The 17489-nt window shown below is 64.0% G+C and carries 19 protein-coding genes; 10 read left to right on the forward strand and 9 right to left on the reverse strand.

Features of this window, described 5'->3' with window-relative positions:
- Nucleotides 1-7: 7 nt before the first annotated feature.
- Complete coding sequence (locus tag B0G62_RS06595) at nucleotides 8-448, reverse strand: hypothetical protein (RefSeq protein ID WP_103703359.1); 441 nt, start codon at nucleotides 446-448, stop codon at nucleotides 8-10.
- Between the two features lie 378 nt (nucleotides 449-826).
- Here B0G62_RS06595 and B0G62_RS06600 point away from each other — a divergent pair, with 378 nt between their 5' ends.
- From B0G62_RS06600 to B0G62_RS06620, 5 genes are all read left to right on the forward strand, one after another.
- Nucleotides 827-1708, forward strand: a complete 882-nt coding sequence (locus B0G62_RS06600; RefSeq protein ID WP_103703360.1) for an alpha/beta hydrolase — start codon at nucleotides 827-829, stop codon at nucleotides 1706-1708.
- A 410-nt stretch (nucleotides 1709-2118) separates the two neighbouring features.
- Nucleotides 2119-2700, forward strand: coding sequence for a type 1 glutamine amidotransferase domain-containing protein (locus B0G62_RS06605; RefSeq protein ID WP_103703361.1), 582 nt, complete (start codon nucleotides 2119-2121; stop codon nucleotides 2698-2700).
- Nucleotides 2701-2710: 10 nt separating this feature from the next.
- Nucleotides 2711-3028, forward strand: a complete 318-nt coding sequence (locus B0G62_RS06610; protein ID WP_103703362.1) for a DUF1488 family protein — start codon at nucleotides 2711-2713, stop codon at nucleotides 3026-3028.
- A gap of 30 nt (nucleotides 3029-3058) precedes the next feature.
- The gene (locus B0G62_RS06615) at nucleotides 3059-3637 is read left to right on the forward strand and encodes a hypothetical protein (protein WP_103703363.1); all 579 of its coding nucleotides are present in this window, start codon (nucleotides 3059-3061) and stop codon (nucleotides 3635-3637) included.
- A gap of 119 nt (nucleotides 3638-3756) precedes the next feature.
- Nucleotides 3757-3921, forward strand: a complete 165-nt coding sequence (locus tag B0G62_RS06620; protein ID WP_027820439.1) for a DUF1328 family protein — start codon at nucleotides 3757-3759, stop codon at nucleotides 3919-3921.
- Nucleotides 3922-4022: 101 nt separating this feature from the next.
- Here B0G62_RS06620 and B0G62_RS06625 read toward each other — a convergent pair whose 3' ends face one another.
- Nucleotides 4023-4817: an SDR family NAD(P)-dependent oxidoreductase gene (locus tag B0G62_RS06625; RefSeq protein WP_103703364.1), complete on the reverse strand. Its 795-nt coding sequence runs from the start codon at nucleotides 4815-4817 to the stop codon at nucleotides 4023-4025.
- Between the two features lie 134 nt (nucleotides 4818-4951).
- Here B0G62_RS06625 and B0G62_RS06630 point away from each other — a divergent pair, with 134 nt between their 5' ends.
- Both B0G62_RS06630 and B0G62_RS06635 read left to right on the forward strand, forming a co-directional pair.
- On the forward strand, nucleotides 4952-6178 hold the full coding sequence (locus tag B0G62_RS06630) for a YbfB/YjiJ family MFS transporter (protein ID WP_103703365.1): 1227 nt from the start codon (nucleotides 4952-4954) through the stop codon (nucleotides 6176-6178).
- A 286-nt stretch (nucleotides 6179-6464) separates the two neighbouring features.
- On the forward strand, nucleotides 6465-7670 hold the full coding sequence (locus B0G62_RS06635; protein WP_103703366.1) for an NAD(P)/FAD-dependent oxidoreductase: 1206 nt from the start codon (nucleotides 6465-6467) through the stop codon (nucleotides 7668-7670).
- Between the two features lie 75 nt (nucleotides 7671-7745).
- Here the strand turns inward: B0G62_RS06635 and B0G62_RS06640 are convergent, their stop codons facing one another.
- The 4 genes from B0G62_RS06640 to B0G62_RS06655 form a co-directional block, all read right to left on the reverse strand.
- The gene (locus B0G62_RS06640; protein ID WP_103703367.1) at nucleotides 7746-8267 is read right to left on the reverse strand and encodes an RrF2 family transcriptional regulator; all 522 of its coding nucleotides are present in this window, start codon (nucleotides 8265-8267) and stop codon (nucleotides 7746-7748) included.
- Nucleotides 8268-8357: 90 nt separating this feature from the next.
- Nucleotides 8358-8963: a TetR/AcrR family transcriptional regulator gene (locus tag B0G62_RS06645; RefSeq protein WP_103703368.1), complete on the reverse strand. Its 606-nt coding sequence runs from the start codon at nucleotides 8961-8963 to the stop codon at nucleotides 8358-8360.
- A 74-nt stretch (nucleotides 8964-9037) separates the two neighbouring features.
- Nucleotides 9038-11179, reverse strand: coding sequence for a phosphocholine-specific phospholipase C (locus B0G62_RS06650; RefSeq protein ID WP_103703369.1), 2142 nt, complete (start codon nucleotides 11177-11179; stop codon nucleotides 9038-9040).
- Between the two features lie 100 nt (nucleotides 11180-11279).
- Entirely contained in the window at nucleotides 11280-12188 is a 909-nt protein-coding gene (locus B0G62_RS06655; protein WP_103703370.1) for a LysR substrate-binding domain-containing protein, read from the reverse strand.
- A 130-nt stretch (nucleotides 12189-12318) separates the two neighbouring features.
- Between B0G62_RS06655 and B0G62_RS06660 the strand changes: the two genes are divergently transcribed.
- Entirely contained in the window at nucleotides 12319-12585 is a 267-nt protein-coding gene (locus B0G62_RS06660; RefSeq protein WP_103703371.1) for a hypothetical protein, read from the forward strand.
- A gap of 67 nt (nucleotides 12586-12652) precedes the next feature.
- Here B0G62_RS06660 and B0G62_RS06665 read toward each other — a convergent pair whose 3' ends face one another.
- From B0G62_RS06665 to B0G62_RS06675, 3 genes are all read right to left on the reverse strand, one after another.
- Nucleotides 12653-12859, reverse strand: a complete 207-nt coding sequence (locus B0G62_RS06665) for a hypothetical protein (RefSeq protein ID WP_103703372.1) — start codon at nucleotides 12857-12859, stop codon at nucleotides 12653-12655.
- 68 nt (nucleotides 12860-12927) lie between these two features.
- Nucleotides 12928-13278, reverse strand: coding sequence for a response regulator transcription factor (locus tag B0G62_RS06670; RefSeq protein WP_167401194.1), 351 nt, complete (start codon nucleotides 13276-13278; stop codon nucleotides 12928-12930).
- 192 nt (nucleotides 13279-13470) lie between these two features.
- Nucleotides 13471-13746, reverse strand: coding sequence for a DUF2795 domain-containing protein (locus tag B0G62_RS06675; RefSeq protein WP_103703374.1), 276 nt, complete (start codon nucleotides 13744-13746; stop codon nucleotides 13471-13473).
- Nucleotides 13747-14076: 330 nt separating this feature from the next.
- On the opposite strand from B0G62_RS06675, the gene B0G62_RS06680 reads away from it, so the two are divergent.
- Nucleotides 14077-15270, forward strand: a complete 1194-nt coding sequence (locus B0G62_RS06680; protein WP_103703375.1) for a GGDEF domain-containing protein — start codon at nucleotides 14077-14079, stop codon at nucleotides 15268-15270.
- 880 nt (nucleotides 15271-16150) lie between these two features.
- Complete coding sequence (cqsA, locus tag B0G62_RS06685) at nucleotides 16151-17449, forward strand: alpha-hydroxyketone-type quorum-sensing autoinducer synthase (protein ID WP_103703376.1); 1299 nt, start codon at nucleotides 16151-16153, stop codon at nucleotides 17447-17449.
- Nucleotides 17450-17489 lie beyond the last annotated feature (40 nt).

A 17489-nucleotide genomic window follows, 5' to 3' on the forward strand; every position in this document is an offset into this window, starting at 1 on the left:
CCGACGCTCAATCCCAATGATGGCGTTTGCCGTGGTGATGCTTGCCGCGATAGCCGCGCGAGTAGTCGTCGGCGTAGGAGTTCGAGCGCGAGATATTGCCGCCGAGCGCCGAACCCGCGCCGCCGCCCAGCGCAGCGCCGACCAGGCCGCCACTGCGTCCGCCCATCGCATTGCCCGCGGCTGCGCCGGCGCCGCCGCCCAGCGCGCCGCCGACGATGGCGCCCGTGCGCTCGCGGCGGTTCGACGTGACCGCGCCGCCTGCACCGCCGCCGACCGCGCCCCCGATCACCGCGCCCGTGCTGCCGCCCACCGCGCCGCCCAGCGCTGCGCCGGCCACACCGCCGAGCGCGCCGCCCAGCGCGTTATTCATGTCGCCAGCCATGGCGGGCAACGAAACCGCTGCGGCCAGCGCCGCAATCGCAACCATCGGGATGAATTTCTTCGACATGGAGGAACCCATTCATTTTTAAGATGGAGCGGAGTATAGCGGGCAATCTGAAAGGCTTCTGTAACGACGAAAGAAGCTCTGGGTAAGAGGTGTAACAAAATGATCCCAAACCTTCGAGATACGGCGAGAGAGCGTTGCGGGGATTGAGAAAGTCCCGTCAAACGCGTTAGAGCCGGTGCCTGACGGCTGGCTATCCGCATTACGCCTTCAGGTGGGTGGCTGCGACGGCGTAATGGGGACTAATCGCTAAGGGGAAGAAAACCGGCGCTTTGTGAAGGAAGCCGTAGGGTTCATAGAAATTTGGTTGTAAGTGGCCCTTGTTAGAGTCGTTGCAGGCGTCGTGCCTTCCGTGGCAGTTAAAACAAGAGCGACTACCTCATGCTGACACCCCGCGCGTTCCGGCCCTTCAAGTTACTCGCGTTGTTCCTGACGCCGCTTTTCGCGCTGCTCCTCGCCGCGCCCGCGTGGTCTTTCCAGACGCGCATCGTCTCGATCCCGAGCGCGGCCATGCATCGCGCGTTCGACGCAACCGTCGTGCTCCCCGACGACTACGCGCGCGGCAGCGGCGCGGCCCGCTATCCGGTGATCTACGCGCTGCACGGCTCGGGCGGCAACTATGCCGACTGGACTTCGAACACGCAGATCGGCAAGCTCGCGGATCGCTATCACGTGATACTCGTGATGCCCGACGGCGGCCACGAAAGCTGGTATATCGACAGCCCGTTCGATACGGCGAGCCGCTACGAAACCTATGTGGGCACGGAAGTCGTGTCGTATATCGACGCGCATTTCCGCACGCTCGCCACGCGTCAGACGCGGGCGATCACGGGGCTGAGCATGGGGGGCTTCGGCGCGCTGCGCATCGCGCTTGATCATCCCGAGGCATTTGGCGCGGCGGGCAGCATCAGCGGCGCCGTCGATCCGCGCAACTGCGAAGACGAGCCCGGCATCGACCGCATATTCGGCAATCCCGCGAGCCATGCGGATTTCTGGACCCGCAACGCTATTGTCGAAGGTGCCGACAGCTTCGAGCGGGCGAAGATCGCGCTCACGATCGACTGCGGGGTAAGCGACTCGTTCGTGCAATCGAATCGCACGCTGCACGAAAAACTCATTGCGCTGGGCGTGCCGCACGATTATGCGGAGCGGCCCGGCGGACATACGTGGTCGTACTGGTCGAACGCCATCCGTTATCAGGTTTTGTTCTTTGCCACTTCGTTCCAGCGCAACGGCTGGCATCCGGCGACCCATCAGGCGTGATTGGTACGTTTCTGACATGCTTCGCATGACTGACTAATATCGCCGAAATATTTGTTCAGGCCCGCGCAATGCGGGCCTTTTTTCTGCTCGCTTCCCTTCGCATACCGTTCTCTCCCTGCGCGGGCAATTCGTCTGTGGCACATCGATTGCGCTTTCGATGGCGTGCGCGTGGTACGCCATCAGGCGCTGTCGCAGGTCGACAAACGGATCGTTTCGAAGGATAGCAATCATGAACCCGACGACAAAGGCAGTGACGGTGGGTATCGCAATGGCGCTATCGGGCGCCACTTTTGCCGCGCCTTTCAAACCCAGGCATCGCACTTGCGCAGGGAGCGGAACATGCCTCAATGCGCGCCGGCGGTCGAGTGACCGCGCGATGACCGCACCAATGCACCGAATGGAGGACAGCAATGACGGGTGAACTTAAACACTGCAAGGTAGCCATCCTGGCTGTAGACGGCTTCGAGGAGGCCGAGCTTATCGAGCCGCAACGCACGCTCAAGGAAGCGGGCGCGGGCGTCGACGTGGTCTCGCTCGAACCGGGCGAAATTCAGGGTTTTCGTCACATCGACAAGGCGAGCCGTGTGAAGGTGGACCGTACCTTCGCAGACGCCCATGCGGAGGATTACGACGCGGTCGTTCTGCCGGGCGGCGTCGTCAACAGCGACGCGATCCGGATGATTCCGCAGGCGCAGGCCTTCGTGAAGGCTATCCACGCAGCGCACAAGCCGGTTGCGGTGATCTGCCATGGCGGTTGGCTGCTCGTGTCGGCGGGGATCGTGAAGGGGCACACCATGACGAGCTGGCCATCGTTGCAGGACGACATCCGCAACGCGGGTGGCACGTGGGTTGACCAGCGCGTGGTGCGCGACGGCAATTTCGTGTCGAGCCGCAAGCCCGACGATCTGCCCGCGTTCAATGCCGAGTTGATCGCTTGCCTGAAAACTGCGTACAGCAGCGCGGGGTATCAAGCTCCGACGCTCAATCGATAAGGACACCGATATGAATATCCACTACCGGAACGATCCGCCGCAGTTCGACGGAGCGAATCTGCAAATGCACTTCGTCGCCGAGGTGGACGGCGAACCGCTCGATTGCGCCATCACGGCGGAGGCGCTGGAAGATCACTTCGGTGCGCCTTCGGCGCTCGAAGGGCCATTGCGGGAGGCATTCGAGCGCGGACAGAAGCGCATCCACACGGTCTGCACGCGCGCCATCGAGCAGAGCGGCGGTGCGGTGGTGCTGCATAGCGGCCGCTTCCGCGCGCCCGATCTGGCTGATTTGCCTGACGTGACCGGCGGCAATGACGCCCTGCATTGAGCCATCGGAGAGGGCATCGAGGAGGTCATCATGTCTTTGATCGTAGCGAGCCGCTTCACGACGTTCAACGACGCCGAAGCGGCAATGGATCAACTGCATACCAACGGATTCGTCGACGAGGACGTGTCGCTGTTCTACGTCAACCCGGGCGGCCAGCACGCGCGCTTTCCGGTCGGCGGCGACCGCTTCACCGATCCGCAATCGCGTTGGGCTTCGCTTGGCGCAGGAGCGGGGGCAGCGGCGGGCGCCCTTGTGGGCGTGATGCTCGCCATCGTGCTCTCGCTCCTCTTTTTACGTTCGCTGCTCGTGCTGGCGGTTGCCGCTGGCGTCGGCGCCTACGTGGGCACGCTCGCGGGCGCGTTGTGGCAAACGCGCGGCGGTGGTCGCGGCCGGCGGCCCGATATCGGCCATGATGCCGACGGCACGCCTGCCGCGCGCGAATCGGGTGTGCTGGTGGCCGTGCATGTGAGCGCTGCAACACAGCAGCAGGCTGCGCATGTACTGGGCGCGGCGGGCGGCCAGGAGATCGAGCGCGCCAATGGGCGCTGGCAGGACGGACACTGGTCCGACTTCGATCCGACCCATACGGTCGAGCCGTTGCAGCGCTGAATGGCTGATCGGGCGAATTCGCCCACAGGCGCAAGCGAGCACCAACAAGCTGTTTTTACCTGCCGCGTTCGCGCGGCATCTGACCTAAACCCGGAGTGAACCGGAGACTGGAGGACGTCATGCTTCAATACGCAGTCATTTTCTTCATCATCGCTATCATCGCTGCCGTGTTTGGTTTTGGCGGCATCGCAGCGGGCGCGGCATCGATTGCCAAGATCCTGTTCTTCATTTTTCTCGTGGTGTTTCTCGTCACGTTGCTGCTGGGCGTGGTCCGGCGAGGTTAATGCATCGGTATCGCGTGACCAGTCTCACGACGAAAAAACGGCCCGTGCTGTCATGCGCGGGCCGTTTTTTTCGTGGAAGTAATAAGGATGACGAATGTTATTCAGGCGATCGTATCCACCACGCCACCATCCACGCGCAGCGCCGCACCCGTGGTCGCCGAAGCCTGCGTGGAGCATACATACACCACCATGTTCGCCACTTCCTCGACGCTCGCCGCGCGCTGGATGATCGACGACGAGCGGTGTTCGCGCACGAAGGCCGCCGCGACTTCCTCGGCGCTCTTGCCGGTCCTCGCGACCTCGTCCTTGAGCATTGCCTCCACGCCGTCCGAAAGCGTCGGGCCCGGCAGCACCGAATTCACCGTCACGCCGGTCCCGGCCAGCCGCTTGGCTAGGCCGCGCGCCACCGCGAGTTGCGCGGTCTTGGTCATGCCGTAGTGAATCATGTCGGCCGGAATATTGAGCGCCGATTCCGACGAAATGAACACGATGCGGCCCCAGCCCTGTTTTGCCATCGCGTCCGCGTAGGCACGCGAAAGCCGCACGCCCGACATCACGTTGGTTTCGAAGAAGCGCAGCCACTCGCTGTCGGGAATCTCGAAGAAGTCCTGCTGCTTGAACACGCCGAGATTGTTCACGAGGATGTCCACCTTCGGATACGCCTTCACGAGCGCGGCGCAGCCGGCCTCGTTCGACAGGTCGCCGACGAAACCTTCCACCTGCGCGCCCGGCACGCTCGCGCGCACCGCGGCTTCGGCGTCGCGCACATTGGCTTCGTGGCGGCTGCTCACGATCACGCTCGCGCCGGTGCCCGCAAGCCCCTTGGCGATGGCCAGACCGATGCCCGCGGCCGATCCGGTGACGAGCGCGAGTTTTCCTGACAAGTCGATTTTCATGCTGGCTCCAGTCTCATAAAGAACGGGCAGTGTACTGCGCGTGCAGTAACGCTGCGCTCAAGGCTTGCGTTTTGTGTCAAACGATATAGAATGCGCCGTATTGTATCAATCGATATAGAAAAGGGAAAGCAAACATGTCCGCGACTCCTTCCACTGTTGGCTTGCGCGCGCCAGACCGGCTTGACGCGCAAGCGCTCTTCGCGACGCTCGCTGGTCTGTGCGGCAGCTTCGTCGCCATCGGACTTGCGCGCTTCGCGTACACGCCGCTGATTCCACCGCTGATCCAGGCGCACTGGTTCACGGCTTCGCAGGCCGTCACGCTGGGCGCGGCCAATTTCGCGGGTTATCTCCTCGGCGCACTGCTCGGGCGTCCGATCGCGCATGCGCTCGGCAATCGTCTCGCCTTGCGCGGACTCATGGCGACGGCCACGCTGGCGTTCTTCGCCTGTGCGTTTCCGTTGTCGGTCGCATGGTTCTTCGCGTGGCGGCTGGCTTCCGGCGTGGCCGGCGGTGCGATCATGGTGCTCGTGGCCACGTCGATCCTGCCGCACGTGCCGCCCGCGCGGCGCGGCTTCGTAAGCGGCATGATCTTTCTGGGGCTTGGGCTGGGCATTGCCGCTTCGGGCACCGCGATTCCCTGGTTGCTTCACCATGGTCTGCGCGCGACGTGGATGGGCCTGGGCGCGATTGCGTCGGTGCTCACGCTGGTTAGCTGGTTCGGCTGGCCGCGCGGCGATGCGCCGGCGGTGGCGCCCGCGCCCGGAAGCGCGCAGCACGCTGGAATCCAAACCACGGGCGCGCTGCGCGTGCACTATGCACAATACGCGGCCAATGCGCTCGGTCTCGTGCCGGTGATGGTGCTGCTCGTCGATTATGTGGCGCGAGGACTCGGGCAGGGCGCGGCGAACGGCGCGCATATCTGGGTGCTGTACGGGATCGCAGCGATTGCCGGGCCGATCGTGTGCGGTCAGGTGGCGGATCGAATCGGCTTTCGTCTGACATGGCGTTTTGCCCTTCTGGGCCAGGCCGCCGCCGTGGCATTGCTTGCAATTTCGAGCCACACGGCGGCGCTATTGACGGCGACTGTGATATTGGGCGCCTTCACGCCTGGCGTCGTTCCGCTCGCGCTTGGCCGTATCCACGAACTGATTCCGCACGATCATCTGCAGCAGCGCGCCGCGTGGAGTCGCGCAACCACCGCGTTCGCACTGTTTCAGGCGCTGGGCGGCTACGGTTATTCGTATCTGTTTTCGCACACGCACGAAAACTATGCGTTGATCTTCACATGCGGCGCCGTTGCACTGACGTTGGCATTCGTTGTGGACCTGTTCACGAGCCGAGGCCCCAACGCCGCCAGGTAATTCGTATCGCTAATCGAATGATCGCAAACGCCCGCGTGCCACTCGCACGCGGGCGTTTTCATTTCCACCGGCGAACGTGCGCCGCATCGATTGATCCGATGAAATCAATCCGGGACCGCCATCGATCATGGCGATTCCGGTCAACAGAGTGTTTCACTAAGTCGCATTGTATCGCATAACTACGACTCATAGAATCGTAGTTATGCGTTGCGACGGCGCGGCGCGTTTTCCAGATGCAGTGGTTCGACAGGGTTCGGACTCACGCAACGATCTACAGGAGTTGAAAATGTCGAAGCGAATTCTGATTGTCGGGGCCGGTTTTGCCGGTATGTGGAGCGCGCTGAGCGCGGCGCGTCTGATCGACGAAGCCGGTCGCGCCGATGTCGAAGTCACGCTGATCGCGCCGGACCCGCATCTGCACGTGCGCCCGCGTCTGTACGAGGAAGGCCCGGAAAATATGAAGGCGCCGCTCACGGAAATCTTCGACACCGTGGGCGTGAAATTCGTGCAAGGCACTGTCGGGCAGATCCATACCGATCGCCGCGAAGTCACGGGGCGGGATGCGCAAGGACGCGCGTTCACCATGGCCTATGACCGTCTGGTGCTGGCCACGGGCAGCAAACTGTTCCGCCCGGAGATTGCGGGCCTTGCCGAGCACGCATTCAGCGTCGACCAGATCGACGAAGCGGCGGCGCTCGAAACGCACATCCGTAGCCTGGCGCAGCAGCCCGATACGCCTGCGCGCAACACCGTCGTGGTGGCGGGCGGCGGATTCACGGGCATCGAAACGGCCGCTGAAATGCCAGCGCGTTTGCGCGCCGCGCTCGGCGAAGATACACAGGTGCGCGTGGTGGTGGTGGAACGCAACGAAGCGATCGGCCCCGATCTCGGGCCGGGTCCGCGTCCCGTGATCGAGACGGCGTTGCGCGATCTGGGCGTGACCTGGCTTCTGGGCCAGGGCGTTACGGCTGTCGACGCGAATGGCGTGACGACCGCCGACGGCACGCGTATCGAATCGAAGACGGTGATCTGGACGGCAGGCGTGCGGGCCAGCGCGCTGACCGCGCAGATTCCCGCGCAACGCGATGCGGTGGGCCGCCTCTACGTGGACAGCAATCTTGCCGTTGAAGCCGTGCCCGGCGTCTACGCGACGGGCGACGTTGCCAGCGCGGCCACTGACGACGAAGGCAACCGCACGCTGATGTCGTGCCAGCACGCGATGAATCTGGGCCGCTCGGCGGGGCACAATGCGGCCGCCGATCTGCTCGGTCTGGAAACGATTGCCTACAGCCAGCCGAAATACGTGACCTGTCTCGATCTCGGCCCGTGGGGCGCGGTTTACACGGAAGGCTGGGAGCGTGAAGTGAAGATGAGCGGCCAGGAAGCGAAGCAACTCAAGCAGCGCATCAACACCGAATGGATCTATCCGCCGCGCGCGGATCGTGACGAGGTGCTGGCGGCTGCCGATCCGCGCCGGATCGTGGTTGCTTGAGTTAATTGAGGTCGCAACGTGAAAACAGGCTCTGAAAAGAGCCTGTTTTTTTATGCCCGCATTTTATGGCGGGTTTTAAGCCCGATCGCTGCGCCGGTTCGCGGCGCGCTCGCTGAACCACTGCACCACATGCTTGCCGTGAGTTGCCGGCGCCTTGGCGTTGGCGCGCGTGGCGAGGTCGGCGAGCGTGTGCTTTTTCAGCTCCTCGCGCATGCTGCGCTCGGCGCCTTGCATGACCGCGTGAATCGAGCAGGTGCCGCGCGTGGCCCATGCGGGCGCGGTGTCGTCGAACAGCGCGCATTGAGCGCGGATTTCGCGGCAATCGAACAAGGCCTTTTCGCCGTCGATGGCTTCGACGACATCGTGCACCGTAATCGCTTGCGGTGCGCGCGCGAGCGTAAAGCCGCCGCGAATGCCTTCGGTGGCCGACACGAGACCGGCCTTCGCAAGGCGAGTGAAAAGCTTGGCGGCGTAATCGACGGAGACGCCCTGCATCTCGGCCAGATCGCGCACGCTCGCTTCGCGCACGCCTTCGGGGTCGGCCAGATAGAGCAGGCAGTGCAAACCGTACTCGACGCCGGTGCTGATGTAAGACATGGCTATACCACGACTAATTGAATCGGAGTTATAAGCGTATCACGCTTGCGTGCGTCGCGCAGGCTCAAGGGAGTCCCTCGATAAAAGGACTCAATGCGCGGCGCGGCCCGGCAGCAGGCCCAGCAGCGTGAGCGCTGGAGCGACCGCGCCCGTGAGCCACTCGCGTTCGGGATGAATGCGGGCGATGACGCGCAGGCCCATGAGCACCGCGAGCAGATGTTGGGCCGCTTCCAGCGCGCCGACTGTCGTGGCGATTTCGCCGCTGCGCTGGCCGGCTTCGACACAGCGCAGGAAAAAGTCGCGGATCTGCGTGATTTCGACGGCGATGGCGCCGCGCAGTTCGTCGTCGTCGGGAGCGGCTTCCAGACCGGAATTCACCATCAGGCAGCCGCGTTTGTCCGGATCGTCAAGCGAGCGCTGCACGGTTTCGGCGAAGAACCCCGCGATGGCCGTGCCCGGCGTGGCGGCGGCTTCGTGCCGGGCGATACGCTCGCGCAGCGAATGCTCCAGATAGTGATCGAGCACGCGCAGGAACAGCGCGCGCTTGTCGCCGAAGGCGTTGTAGAGACTGGGCTGCGTGAGCCCGGTGGCCTTCACGAGATCGCGCGTCGAGGTGGCTTCGTAGCCGCGTGCCCAGAATGCGCCGCACGCGGCGTCCAGTACGCGGGTTTCGTCGAATTCGCGGGGGCGGCCCATGGCGGCTCCATCGGGTAGGGATACCGCATTTTAAATCAATCGATATAAAATGTCCCGAAACCGATGGCGTTGGCCTACCGGTTCCCCATTTCCGGATCGCTGATGCTGTCGCGGCCGGTTTCCAGACGGCCCGCGAAGCGGCGGGTAACGCCGTCTTGCGCGCTCAGCGTGAAGTCGTACCAGCCGCCCGATGCCGCGAGTTGCCAGCTTTGTTCGGCGCGGCCGTGCGGGGGCACCGTGGCGGTCCAGGGCGCATCGGTGCGATAGGCGTTCGGCGTCACGCTGCATGGGGCGGGTTCGCGCCCGCTGTTCTCGATCGCGAGCGTCAGGACGTTGTTCGCCGCGTCGTAGCGCAGCCGCGCTTCTGGATTCGCGCCGTGGCGCGCGGCACTCAAGTCGCCGGTAAAGCCGCGATGAAAGCCGTTCGGACCCAGCACCCAGAGATCGTAGCGGTCGGCGTCGGCGGCTTCGGGCGTCCATGCGTCGCTCAACTGCTTGCCCGCTGAGACCGTGTAGCGGCGCGGCACGCGATCGAGATGCAGCCGGTCATAGACGTGAAAGACCGCGCCTGCACTGCCTTCATTGACGAAGTCGAGACGCACGTTGCGCCGCGCGTCCACTCTCGCGTGCACATGCAACTGATAGGGCAGCGCGCGCGAAGGCCGCGAGAACCGCGCCTGATGGGGGAGCGACTGATCGGCCACGGCGGGCGGCGGGACGGCCTTGAGCTTGCTTTGCTGCGCGTTGAGCGCGTCGGCGGCGGCCTTGTCCGGCTTGGGAAGCGACGTCGCGGTCTTTTCGTTAGTCATCCTGAAGTCGAGCGCGGAGGTCATATCGCCGAAAACCACGCGTCGCCACGCGCTGATATTGGGTTCGTCCACGCCAAAGCGCCGTTCGAGAAAGCGCAGCACGGACGTGTGATCGAAGGTCTGCGAGTTCACGAAGCCGCCCGTGCTCCACGGCGAAATCACGAACATCGGCACGCGCGGGCCGGGGCCATACGGCAGGCCGTCGGGCGTGAGCGGCTTTTCATCGCCGGGCGGGTTGGGCACCGTGAAGTATTCGTGTTTCGTGCTGACCGTGGATTTGCCCGCATAGCTGCCATCGGCGTTGGGCGAGGGCGCGTCGGGCGGCGGGACGTGATCGAAGAAGCAGTCGTTTTCGTCGTAGTTCACGAATAGCACGGTCTTGCTCCAGATCTCCGGATTGGCCGTGAGCGTGTCGAGTACCTGCTGGATGTACCACGCGCCCTGGTTCGGCGTGGAAATGGCGGGATGTTCGCAATACGCCTGGGGCGCGACGATCCAGCTCACCTGCGGCATGCGGTTCGCGGCGATGTCGTCCCTGAGCGCCTGCAGGAAGCCGCCATCGGGCATGGTGTTGCCGATGCCCTTGTAAAGCGGCGCGACGGCTTCGATCTCAGGCGTCCACGGCGCATTGGGCGCGTCGCTGATCGATTCGTGTACCGTGCGAAAGGCCGCGAAGCCGCAGAGCGGATTGTCGTTGTAGTTATCGGGCTGATTTTCGTAGACCTTCCAGCTCACGCCGGCTTTTTGCAGGCGTTCCGGATACGTGGTCCATTTCAGCCCCTTTTCAGCGGGGCCGAGCCAGTCCCAACCGTTGTTGTTCACGACGGCATGCGGTTCCAGGCCACCGCCGCCGGGGCCGTTCGTGCCGGTCCACAGGAACATGCGGTTCGAATTGGTGCCGCCGTGCAGCGAGCAATGGTAGGCGTCGCAGATCGTGAAGGCATTCGCGAGCGCGAAGTGAAACGGCAGATCGGCGGCGTTGAGGTAACCCATCGAGGTATCGCCTTTAGACTTCGGCCACTGCGTCAGGCGGCCATGGTCCCAGGCGCTGTGCGCGTCGAGCCATTCGTGCGCCCCGCCCGAGAGCAGCGCGTTGCCCCTGGTTTTGTCGAGGTGAAACGGCAGTACGCTGCGTGAACCGTCGCTCTGCTGCCAGACGCTCGCGCCCTGCGGCTGCGGGATCGTGATGCGGTCGCCGAAGCCGCGCACGCCCGGCAGCGTGCCGAAATAATGATCGAACGAGCGGTTCTCCTGCATGAAGATCACGACATGCTGGACGTCCTGGATCGTGCCGGTGACATTGTTGGCAGGAATCGCGAGCGCGCGGCGGATAGCCGGAGGAAAGAGGCCAAGCGTGGCGCCCGCGGCGGCGGCGCGCAGAAAGTGACGGCGGTCCTTCGATGTCATGGTGCCAGTTCGTTCCGGGTCGTGTGGCGCTATCGTACCCGGAACACGCGCCGTTGGTTTCTGCGTGGCCGACGCGCCACGCGCATGCAACTACATCGTTCTACGAAGCATCGGCGTAAGTGTCAACGGCCTCCATCGGCTTCGCATCGAGCACGCTCATGAAGGCCTCGATCAGCCGCGCGTTGCTGCGGCTCTTGAGATGGTAAAGATATTCATGCATGACCGGGCCATCCGGTTCGATCGGTACGCTCGCCAGCGCCGCGCCGCGCGGCACTTCGCCCGAAGGCATGAGCGAGCAGCCCAGGCCATGGCGGATCGCCTCGCAGATGGCTTCGCGGCTGCCGATTTCGATCAGCGCGGCGGGCGCGACGCCGCGCCGCTTGAGCGCGGCCTCGGTGGCGTCGCGCGTGCGCGAGCCGGGCTCGCGCAGCAGAAGTGTTTCATGGGCGAGCACGTTCAGATCGGTGCTGCGCCGCCGCGCGAGCGCATGCGACGGATCGACCACCAGCACGAGCGAATCGCTCGCAATGCGATGGCGCGCGAGCGTGGGGTCATCGACGCGATTCGACGAAACGGCGACATCGACGCGATATTCCACGAGCGCGTCGAGCACTTCCTTCGAATTGCCCACCTCGATGCCGATCTGCACATTCGGATAGCGGCGGCGAAACGCCGCGACGGCCGGAAGAATGTAGTAGGGGCCGGTCGTGCCCAGCCGGAAGCTGCCGGCGTCGAGCGTGCGGCCGTCGCGTAGCGCGCAATCGATCGCGAGTTCGCTTTCCATCAGCCGGTCGATGAGCGGCATGAGCGCCGCGCCCGTCTGCGTCAGCTCGACGCGGCTGCCGCGCCGATGAAACAGCTCGACGCCATAGTGCTTTTCGAGCTGCTGGATGCGCGCGGTGACCGTGGGCTGGCTGATCGAGAGGTGCCGGGCGGCGGCGGTGATGCTGCCATGCCGGACGGTTTCGTAGAAGGCGGCGACGAGCGGCGCGAGTTGCGGGGCGAGCATAGGGGCTTGAAACGGCAAATAGCGTCGACTCTACCGCGCCTGCGCGACAGTTTCGTTAAGGCGGCGTCAGGACGCATGCGGCGGGCATCGGGCTTGCGCCATCAGGTCATAAACAGCACGGAGGTTCGCCATGAAAGATCAGCGCAAGTCCACAGGCGCCCAGCCGGCGCGCACGGAGCGGGAAGACGACGCTCCGGTCAAACATCCGCGACATGAAGGCGGCGAGCCGGTGGCGGCGAAACACCCACACGAGCCGCGCTCGGTCGGCAAGCAGGGGCATGAAGATCTGGAGCGCGGTCTGGAAGACACCGACCGCCGGGGCGGCGACGCGTATCAGGAACGCACGCAAAATGATGCGCAGGTCAACGAGAACACGCGTGAGAAGCATCATCGATGAAGGCGCGGGCTTCCTGGGCGGGGCGTGATTTATCAAGCCACGCCCCGCGCGTCATTCAATCACCGCGCTAATCCGCCTTCCCGCCGCCGTCCAGGCCTGCGCCGCGCCGCCAGACTTCTTTGCCCCGCCCGGAAAGCTCGCCGCTGCTGTGGGTTCGATCAGGTTGCGTTCCGTCTACGGCCATCTCGCCGCCAGGCGGCTCCTGGGCGCGCTGCTTTTGGTGTTTGCGCTGCGAAACGCGATCGTCTTGTGAGCGTCCTGCGTAATCGTTCATGTGCTTTCTCCCGGATCGACAAGATCCGCCGATCAATGCGCATCGCGCGTACCTTGTGCCTGGGTTCGTCACGGCGCGGCGATGCGATGCAGCATGTCGAGCAGTTGCGAGACGGCAAACGGCTTGCGCAGAAACCCGGCCACATCGGCGTCCGGCGGCGGCGTGACGAGCGCCGACACGAGCACGAGCGGCACGTCCACCAGCACGCTGCTACGGCGCATCTCGCGCATCAGGGAAAGGCCGTCCATATGCGGCATCATGCAGTCGGAGATGACGACGTCGGGCGGCTCGGCCAGGGCGCTCTTGAGCGCGTCGAGGCCGTCCCCGGCAGTTCTGACCCGATAACCTTCCTGCCCGACCAGATCCCTGAGTGCATTCAACGTGTTGATGTCGTCATCGACGAGTAAAACGGTAGCCATACGTCGTGTACCTGGGCGGCGCGCGCCCGTATCCTTCCCGGGGTTTTGACTTTTATCGCGGCGGCGGGAGCCGGCCGGGTCAGGCTTTGGCCTGGCGATGGGGGCGGTGCTCGCAATTTCTGTTCCCATGAGTTTTGTCGGATTCATGGCGATCCTCCCTGACTGCCCTGACGAGCGCGTTAATGAGCGCCTTCAGCCTGGCACTTCTCGGCGCGGCAGGGCGCGCGCGTCGAGTCCGGCCACGATCAAGGCCGACACTTCGGAGAAATTGCCGAACGCCTCGTCGGGCAGACGGCGCAGCGCTTCGAGCACCTCGGGATCCGCGTGCTCCTGCGTGGCCGCGTCGATCAGCGTGCCAGGGTGCGCGGGATAAGACACGTCATTGACGGCGCGCTGAACCCGATCGATCAGTGCATCGCGAGGGTTGCCGGGCGCGGCGGATATCGAAGAAGCGGGTGTGAGTGGCATGAGCGTTTCCTGTCAGTCAGTAAGCTGATAGCGCAGATGCTGTGCCCGTTTAGCGTCGATTATCGTTTTTGCTCCGTGCGTCATGCATAAATGCCGCTTACCCACATTGAGATACGCCTGCCATCGCACTGGATACGCCGAAAATATTTGACCGGAATAATTGACTTATTAACGGTGGCGGCGCGTTCAGATCGCCATTGAAGAGCATAAATTCATAGGCCGACGCAATATTCTTAAAGTTTCTGCCCTAAACTGATGCGGGCCCTTTTTTGCCGGCCTATGGCGCGCGATTCCAGGCGCCGTCCCCAGCTCTTGCGTCGTGCGCCGCTCATGCTAGATCCGGTCAATATTCTTCTCGTCACGGTGCTTTCGAGCATCATGAGCCTTGCCATTCTCGGTTCGCTGCGGCCCGCGCGAATTCCTGGCGTGAGCCGCTGGATTGGCGCTTACGTGGTGGCGAGCGTGGCGCTCGTGCTCACGGGCATGCAGCGCTGGGGAACGCCGGCTCTGACGATCCTCGCGTCGAATACCCTGCTGGCCATCGCGGTGACGCGCGTGCTGGAAGGCTGCCGCGAATTCTTCGGATTGCGGGCCCGCGCGCCGCTCGCGCGAGCCGGCTGCGGCGTGGTCGCTATCGGCATCGCCTGGTGGTACTGGGCGCAGCCGAGCCTCGCCGCGCGCGTCGCGCTCGTTTCCGCGTTCCATGCCTCCATTTACGCGGTGATTGCCTGGATGGCGTTGCGCTACCGGCCGCCTGGCCGCCCCGTCTACAGCTATCGCTTCGTCACCGTTTCCGCTGGGTTGGGCGCTTTCGCGCATGGTCTGCGCGGGATCACGTATGGCTCCGGGATGATCGAGCAAAGCACGCTTCTTGTCGCCACGCCGCTCAATGTCATCTGGCTCGCACTGGGGATTCTGGTGCTGCCGTCGCTGTCGATCGGCATGGTGTTGCTCGCGCATGACCGCATGGCGGAACGACTGGAGCATCTTGCCAATCGCGACGAACTCACGGGCGCGCTGACGCGCCGCGCCTTTGTCGCCCACGCGGGTGCGATGATCGAGGCCGCGCGCATGAAAGGCACGCCGGTCGTGCTCGCGATTCTCGACATCGACCACTTCAAGGCCGTCAACGACCACTTCGGCCATGCCGCGGGCGATCGCGCGCTGGCGCATTTCGGCCGCGTGGTGGCGACGGGCGTGCGCGAGACGGATCTGTTCGGACGTCTTGGCGGCGAGGAGTTCGCGCTGCTGTTCCCGGCGATGACACGCGAGGACGCCGTGATGTGTCTCGACGGGCTGCGCGTGGCCGCGCTCGCGGTGCGGCGCGGCGACGACACGCCGCTGCAGGCGCGCGATCAGCGCGATCAATCGGCCCCACACGCGGGGCTGACATTCAGTGCCGGTGTGGACGTCCTGCAAGACGGCGATACGCTGGCAAGTGTGATGGCGCGCGCGGACGCGGCGCTCTATGAAGCCAAAACGCGTGGCCGCGATCGCGTGGTGACGGCGCAATCGGCGCATTGATTTTCCGCGCGGGCCGCACGAGCGCCAAAGATTCCTGCCGCTTCATAAAGAATTCAAAGAGAAAGCGGCAAGATTGGCAGCGGATTATGAGTCCGTCGGATTCATTTCGGCCGCCTGTCGCTTCACTGACGGCAATGCAAAGCGAATAGATTCGGGCGATGAAATGCCGCTCCAATTCCGGCGCGCTATGCGATGCAATATGGCGCAATCGTTTCGTTATGCATAATGGATTTCCATGCGGAGGAAATCTGTCACGTCGCTGTTTTTAAACGATAATTATCAAAAGGCGTGAATGACGTTTCACGCAACGTTCATTCCGGTTAGCCGCGCGGCCCGACGCTCGCGCTGTCGCGGCAGGCATCGAATCCTGCGGGACGGCATCTCTATCCTGGTACCCAGTGGCGATCACGCGAAACGGGAATCGCGCGGATGTCGACGCGTTTGCTCACGGCGTCGAGCGAATCGATTGGCTCGCGAAACCCGCTGCCCCTTGCGCGAACGCCGGACGCATTGACGAAAGAAGGCGCACGCCGACGCGGTCCGCGGCGCCAGGTGGTCCCGCGCGCTGTAGCGCGCCGCGCACGCTTCCGTGCGCCCCTGCATGTGCCTGTGCCGCACATGTGTCCGGGCGCCGACGTGCCCGCTGGCGCAGCCGGCGCGGGCGCCGCTTTCATTCGCGCGTTTCCCGCAATCGGCGCGCCATGCGCGCGTTCATCAGTCTTCGATTTTTCCGCATTCAAGAGTCCATGCCCGGCGTGCGTGTGCGAGGTTCGTTCGCGCGCGTCAAGCCGGCGTGGGCCCACTACCGGCCAGCCATCCCAACGGTTCTTTGACGGGACGTCGCCTGCGGGAGGCGGCCACTAACCACCAGGAGCCTGAGATGCAAGTAACCCATAACAATTGGCGGGACGCGCACAACAACGACGCCGCGCTGCCGGCTTTCCTCGCTGCGCGCGTAGACCGTTACTACGGGGAACGTGTGCAGCAGAGTTGGGGAGGCGGCCACATCATGCGCGGCCGCGTACCCGATGCGAACGCACTGCACCTGTCGAGCAACGACTATCTGTCGATCGCGCGCCATCCTGAGATTCTCGACGCGATGTGCTCGACGATTCGCTCGGATGGCAACGGACTGTTGATGTCGGGCATTTTCCTGCACGACGACGACTGCCCGCAGCTTCAACTCGAAGCGCGTTTCGCGCGCTATATGGGCGCGCAGGCAAGCGTGCTGTGCCAGTCGGGGTTCGCGGCAAATACGGGGCTGATTCAATCGATCGCCAACGAGCAAACGCCGGTCTATATCGACATGATGGCGCATATGTCGCTGTGGGAAGGCATTCGCAGCGCGGGCGCGAAACCCATCAGTTACATGCACAACGATGCTGATCACCTGGCGCAGCGCATTCGCCGTCACGGCCCGGGTATCGTGATCGTCGATTCGGTGTATAGCACGAACGGTAGCGTGTGCCCGTTGGAGGATTTTGCCGATGTATGCGCCGCGCACGATTGCGTGTTCGTGGTCGACGAATCGCATTCGCTCGGCACGCATGGGCCGCATGGCGCGGGACTCGTTGCGGAACTCGGGCTGGGCGATCGCGTGCACTTTCGCACGGCGAGCCTCGCGAAGGCGTTCGCAGGCCGCGCGGGCATCATCAGTTGTTCGCGTCGCTTCCAGGAGTATTTCAAGTTCGAAGCGCTGCCCGCGATTTTCAGCTCGACGTTGCTTCCGCATGAGACCGCCGGTCTCGCGGCCACGCTCGACGTGATCGAACGCGATGACTGGCGCCGTGCGAAGCTCGCGTCAAATGCGCTTTATGTACGCTCGCGTTTGACCGGGCTGGGCTACAACCTCAACGGCAGCGAGACGCAGATCGTGGCGCTCGAAGCCGGACCAGAAGCGCAGACAATCGTGCTGCGCGATGCGCTGGAGGCGCGCGGCATTTTCGCGTCGGTGTTTTGCGCGCCGGCCACGGCGCAGAACCGCTCGCTCATGCGCCTGTCGATCAACGCGTCGTTGAGCGAGGCCCAGCTTGAGCGCATCGTCGATGTTTGCGAAGCGATCCGCGACGAAGTGCAATTGTCCAACTGGCCGTCCACGCGTCGCCTGCTGGAGCGCGGTGCAAACCGTACGCGCGTGCGCGAGACAACGGCGCTGCTCGACCTGCCCGTGGCGGCTTGATTGAATGAGGGCGTGCTCGCCTGACGGCGTGGAACGCGGT

The organism is Paraburkholderia eburnea (assembly GCF_002917095.1).
GTDB lineage: Bacteria > Pseudomonadota > Gammaproteobacteria > Burkholderiales > Burkholderiaceae > Paraburkholderia > Paraburkholderia eburnea.

Excerpts from the sequence above, each read along its gene's own strand:
- B0G62_RS06670 (WP_167401194.1), bottom strand. The coding sequence starts at position 13,278 with ATGGCTACCGTTTTACTCGTCGATGACGACATCAACACGTTGAATGCA.
- B0G62_RS06635 (WP_103703366.1), top strand. The coding sequence starts at position 6,465 with ATGTCGAAGCGAATTCTGATTGTCGGGGCCGGTTTTGCCGGTATGTGG.
- B0G62_RS06680 (WP_103703375.1), top strand. The coding sequence starts at position 14,077 with ATGCTAGATCCGGTCAATATTCTTCTCGTCACGGTGCTTTCGAGCATC.
- B0G62_RS06655 (WP_103703370.1), bottom strand. The coding sequence starts at position 12,188 with ATGCTCGCCCCGCAACTCGCGCCGCTCGTCGCCGCCTTCTACGAAACC.
- B0G62_RS06665 (WP_103703372.1), bottom strand. The coding sequence starts at position 12,859 with ATGAACGATTACGCAGGACGCTCACAAGACGATCGCGTTTCGCAGCGC.
- B0G62_RS06625 (WP_103703364.1), bottom strand. The coding sequence starts at position 4,817 with ATGAAAATCGACTTGTCAGGAAAACTCGCGCTCGTCACCGGATCGGCC.
- B0G62_RS06620 (WP_027820439.1), top strand. The coding sequence starts at position 3,757 with ATGCTTCAATACGCAGTCATTTTCTTCATCATCGCTATCATCGCTGCC.
- B0G62_RS06610 (WP_103703362.1), top strand. The coding sequence starts at position 2,711 with ATGAATATCCACTACCGGAACGATCCGCCGCAGTTCGACGGAGCGAAT.
- B0G62_RS06640 (WP_103703367.1), bottom strand. The coding sequence starts at position 8,267 with ATGTCTTACATCAGCACCGGCGTCGAGTACGGTTTGCACTGCCTGCTC.
- B0G62_RS06650 (WP_103703369.1), bottom strand. The coding sequence starts at position 11,179 with ATGACATCGAAGGACCGCCGTCACTTTCTGCGCGCCGCCGCCGCGGGC.
- B0G62_RS06630 (WP_103703365.1), top strand. The coding sequence starts at position 4,952 with ATGTCCGCGACTCCTTCCACTGTTGGCTTGCGCGCGCCAGACCGGCTT.
- B0G62_RS06605 (WP_103703361.1), top strand. The coding sequence starts at position 2,119 with ATGACGGGTGAACTTAAACACTGCAAGGTAGCCATCCTGGCTGTAGAC.
- B0G62_RS06645 (WP_103703368.1), bottom strand. The coding sequence starts at position 8,963 with ATGGGCCGCCCCCGCGAATTCGACGAAACCCGCGTACTGGACGCCGCG.
- B0G62_RS06660 (WP_103703371.1), top strand. The coding sequence starts at position 12,319 with ATGAAAGATCAGCGCAAGTCCACAGGCGCCCAGCCGGCGCGCACGGAG.
- B0G62_RS06600 (WP_103703360.1), top strand. The coding sequence starts at position 827 with ATGCTGACACCCCGCGCGTTCCGGCCCTTCAAGTTACTCGCGTTGTTC.
- B0G62_RS06615 (WP_103703363.1), top strand. The coding sequence starts at position 3,059 with ATGTCTTTGATCGTAGCGAGCCGCTTCACGACGTTCAACGACGCCGAA.
- cqsA (WP_103703376.1), top strand. The coding sequence starts at position 16,151 with ATGCAAGTAACCCATAACAATTGGCGGGACGCGCACAACAACGACGCC.
- B0G62_RS06595 (WP_103703359.1), bottom strand. The coding sequence starts at position 448 with ATGTCGAAGAAATTCATCCCGATGGTTGCGATTGCGGCGCTGGCCGCA.
- B0G62_RS06675 (WP_103703374.1), bottom strand. The coding sequence starts at position 13,746 with ATGCCACTCACACCCGCTTCTTCGATATCCGCCGCGCCCGGCAACCCT.